Source organism: Fodinibius sp., assembly GCF_041642155.1.
In the GTDB taxonomy this organism is placed as follows: Bacteria; Bacteroidota; Rhodothermia; order Balneolales; family Balneolaceae; genus Fodinibius.
Window position 1 is genome coordinate 1 of sequence record NZ_JBEPWZ010000302.1, and the last position, 3,519, is coordinate 3,519.

The window sequence follows — 3,519 nt, forward strand, 5'->3', positions numbered from 1 at the left end:
GGTAATGACTGTGGGTGGCAGGCCGTTGCTGTAAGCCGTAAATGGCAGCCAGGGGTAAAAAGCTGCTGGTGGTTTTGTCTTTCTACTACCAGGGATAAATGGTAGTTATTAGAATTGGTTACTGGTCTGCGGACGCCTTAACCTCAACCTTTCATTGCTTAGCTTCATCTAATGCCCGTACCTTATGACTAACCACCGCCCGCGGACAACTGTTTTAAGGCCGATTCTGCTGCGTGGTAGCCGCACATGCCGTGAACGCCCCCGCCGGGGGGCGTGGAGGAGGAGCATATGTAATAATGAGTGCCGGGGATGCGGTAGGGGTTAAACAGGCCCGCGGGACGCGTAAACAGCTGCGTGATGTCCTGCTTCCCCCCGTTGATGTCTCCCCCTATGTAATTGGGATTATAGGCGTGCATGGCCTCCGTATTCATCGAGTGTCGCCCGATAATGCAGTCGCGAAAGCCCGGCGCGAATCGTTCTATCTGGTTCAGAATGGGTTCACTCATATCTCTTGTAGAACCGTTGGGGACGTGGCAATAGGCCCAGCAGGTATGTTTTCCGTCCGGTGCCCGGCTTTCATCAAACAGGCTTTGCTGGGCTACCAGTACGTACGGCCGCTCGGGATGTCGCCCGTGGGCCGTATCGTCTTCGGATGCGGCAATCTCTTCAAAGGTTCCCCCCACATGAACGGTTCCCGCCTTGCGACATCGCTCATCCGTCCACGGTACAGGCTCGCTTAACGCCAGATCCAGCTTAAAAACCCCGCATCCGTACTCGAATCGGCGCAGTTTCCGGGCATAGCCCCGGGGCAATTCCTCCCCGGCCATATCCAGGATTTGCCGGGGGGTGGTATTAAACAGCAACGCCCCGGCGGCGGGGAGTTCATCCGGTGATGCTACAGTGGTGCCGGTGATTATTGTGCCCCCCAGCGATTCAAAATAGGCCGCCATCGCTTTCGTGATGCGGTGCGATCCCCCTTTGGGATAGGGCCAGCCAACGGTATGAGCGCCTATCCCCAGCACCAATCCGATAGCCGCGGTAGCCATCTTGTCAAAAGGAAGGATTCCGTGGGCCGCCAGCCCCGCAAAAAGGGCACGCGCTTTCGGGGTCTTGAATCTGCGGGCGAAACCGCCTGCCGAACGCAGGGCCTGCAGCCCGAACCGGGCCATCAGCAGCGGGTGACCGGGCCTTAGTGAGAAAGGAGCCAGGATATCCGGCAATAGCTTGTCCCATGAACCCAGAAAGGGGGCTATGGCCCGCCGGTAGGTTTCCCCGTCTTCGCCGAGGTGATCGGCCGTTCGGTCCAGCGACCGGTACAAGGCCCCGGCCGGCTGATTATCCAGGGGATGGGCCACCGGAATCTCCGGCTGGATCCAATCGAGTCCGTAGTCCTCCAGGGGTAGCGACTGTAGAAAAGGGGAGGACCTGGCCATCGGGTGGATCGCCGAGCATACGTCGTGCCGGAATCCCGGCAGGGTGAGTTCGCGGGTGCGCGTGCCGCCGCCGACCGATGCTTCCTTTTCATAAACTGTCACAGACAGGTTCTGTCGGATCAGATGAATCGCTGCGGCCAAACCGTTGGGCCCGGCTCCTATGATAATAGCGTCAGGCATGGAGTCGTCAACTGGTTACATTGTTCGGGTGGAGAGTAGAGAGCATAGTATCTAAACATATGGCTTAAAGATTTCATTTATCGATACGGATGATAATAATATAAAAGGAATTGCCGCCGAAGCAATACACAGAGCAGGTTGATAAATCAAATTAGGGATTCTGTCGGAATGGTTGACGCCCGGTTTTAATTGTAGGTTATACAGATGGCACTATAATTTAACAGGGAGGTTATTATGCCTTTAAACAAGTTGATAAATTATCTGGACGAACACGGGAAGAAATATGTCGTGATCAAGCATTCGCCGGCCTTTACGGCCCAGGAGGTGGCCGCTTCGGCCCATATACCCGGGAAGGAGATGGTTAAAACGGTGATCGTAAAAGCCGACGGAGCCATGAAGATGGTAGTATTGCCTTCTACTTACGATGTCGATTTCGATGCGGTAAAAGAAGCCACGGGCGCCGGGGAAGTAGAGCTGGCTTCCGAAGAGGAATTTGAAGATATATTTCCCGATTGCGAACTGGGAGCGATGCCCCCGTTCGGTAATTTCTATGAACTCGATACGCTGGTGGCCGAGTCGCTGACCGATGACGAGGTTATCGCATTCAATGCCGGCACGCATAAAGAGCTGGTGAGAATGAATTACAGCGATTACGAGGAGCTGGTCGATCCTGAGATCATGCCGGTGGGAATCAGGAAACGATAAGGGAAACGCGCTATGCAGCCGGAACAAATCTTCTTTGAAGACGACGGGGATATCCCCAATAGTAAGCTGCCCTTGCTGCTATACCGTGATGCTTTTGACCATCGGGGGCCGGAGGGGGCCAGGTGGCTGGAAGAGCGGTTTGCTGAAAACAACTGGCTGAACGCCTGGAGGAACGGGGTGTATGCCTACCACCACTATCACAGTACCTCCCACGAGGTGCTGGGAGTGTATTCCGGCAGCGCCGAGCTTCACCTGGGAGGAGAAGGGGGACAGAAAGTGCAGGTGGAGGCGGGTGATCTTATCGTGATCCCGGCCGGAGTGGGACATAAGAACCTTGGCAGCAGCCGTGATTTCAGGGTGGTTGGCGCTTATCCGGGCGGCAGCAGTTATGACCTGAAAACCGGCAAGGAGGGGGAACGCCCGCAGGCCGACAGGAATATTGCCGCAGTGCCGGTCCCCGCCACCGATCCCCTGACCGGCAGGGAGGGAGGCGTGCCCGAAATTTGGAGGAAAGCGGAAAGTTGATTATTCAACTATCCGTGAATAAAATCATTCTTTTTGGTGAATTATCAGCTAAGAGAGGGATCCCATTGAATGAGTTTGTTAAGCTCAAGAGCCAAACGAAGTGTCGGATTTAACAAAAACTACTGTGAGTCACAATTCTCTAAGTCCGGCAGCTATGCACATTTCACACATTTGGTGGTCCAGGGCATAAATTTAAGTCGCCCTAACGGAATATCCTTCCCACATTTCAGGCAGGTACCGTAATTGCCTTTCTCAATTTTGACAAGCGCGCGTTCCAGTTTTTGCAGCTGTTTTTTCTGTTTGCGAAGAGCCGCGTCATTGATAGTTTTATTATTTATGGCATCCATTCGTGACAGGCGTCCGTAGGCGTTATCAGGTTTAATGGGTTTGGTTAATTCCTTGAGCTGTGCAATTTCTGTTTTGGTTTCTTCCAATTTTTTTTGGATGATCTCTCGCATCTCATCTTTTTTTGCTTGATCCATAAATTTATTTGGTTTTAAAAGCTATATATGCCATGATTATCGTAATAAACAATATACTTTTTAAAAGTCTATTGAAATACTATTCTCATTGTAAGATATTGGAAATCTTCAACATCTTTTTTTCAGGAATCTGTGGAACAGTGGATTGTGAGGAGAACCAGGTGATTTTAGTCAGGTTCTTGGATTTTTTGAGG

4 protein-coding genes are annotated in these 3,519 nt (G+C 52.3%); 2 read left to right on the forward strand and 2 right to left on the reverse strand.

Annotated features, from left to right (window positions below; all coding sequences use genetic code 11):
* Window positions 1-188: 188 nt before the first annotated feature.
* Window positions 189-1,613, reverse strand: coding sequence for a phytoene desaturase family protein (locus ACESLU_RS13045; protein WP_372639070.1), 1,425 nt, complete (start codon window positions 1,611-1,613; stop codon window positions 189-191).
* A gap of 234 nt (window positions 1,614-1,847) precedes the next feature.
* Here ACESLU_RS13045 and ACESLU_RS13050 point away from each other — a divergent pair, with 234 nt between their 5' ends.
* Complete coding sequence (locus ACESLU_RS13050) at window positions 1,848-2,318, forward strand: aminoacyl-tRNA deacylase (RefSeq protein ID WP_372639071.1); 471 nt, start codon at window positions 1,848-1,850, stop codon at window positions 2,316-2,318.
* A 12-nt stretch (window positions 2,319-2,330) separates the two neighbouring features.
* A complete protein-coding gene (locus ACESLU_RS13055) occupies window positions 2,331-2,843 on the forward strand; it encodes a cupin domain-containing protein (protein WP_372639072.1) in 513 nt (170 codons plus the stop codon).
* 152 nt (window positions 2,844-2,995) lie between these two features.
* Here ACESLU_RS13055 and ACESLU_RS13060 read toward each other — a convergent pair whose 3' ends face one another.
* Window positions 2,996-3,325, reverse strand: coding sequence for a TraR/DksA family transcriptional regulator (locus ACESLU_RS13060; RefSeq protein WP_372639073.1), 330 nt, complete (start codon window positions 3,323-3,325; stop codon window positions 2,996-2,998).
* Window positions 3,326-3,519 lie beyond the last annotated feature (194 nt).